The sequence below is a fragment of the Methylobacterium frigidaeris genome, from assembly GCF_022179185.1.
Lineage (GTDB): Bacteria > Pseudomonadota > Alphaproteobacteria > Rhizobiales > Beijerinckiaceae > Methylobacterium > Methylobacterium frigidaeris.
The window spans coordinates 1-261 of record NZ_BPQJ01000236.1 but is presented as its reverse complement, the minus strand read 5'-3'; the positions used below and the strand labels follow the sequence as shown (position 1 = coordinate 261).

At 58.2% G+C, this 261-nt stretch carries 1 pseudogene; it reads right to left on the bottom strand.

What is annotated here, in order from left to right:
• Positions 1–261 (bottom strand): annotated as a pseudogene (locus MFF64_RS37000) (hypothetical protein); the annotation flags it as partial.

Sequence of the window (261 nt, the reverse complement as noted above, 5' to 3'; positions counted from 1 at the left end):
GATTTTCGTGTCCCGTCACCTTCCGAGACTTTCTGGTTGGTGTCGTGCAACCGGCCGTTCGGTTTTGTTCCTTTGGCGTTTTGGAAATTCCCGTCGTCGAAGTAGAGCGACTCTTTGGGCGCGTTCGAGTTGGCCGTCCAGCTGTTCTCGCCGTCGGTCATCAGGATGATGATCTTGTTGATCGTCGTCGCGTTCGAGCTGTTGGAACTCGACGCGTAGGCGGCGGGCGGGTTCGTGTCGGCGAAGACGCTCTTCGGCGAG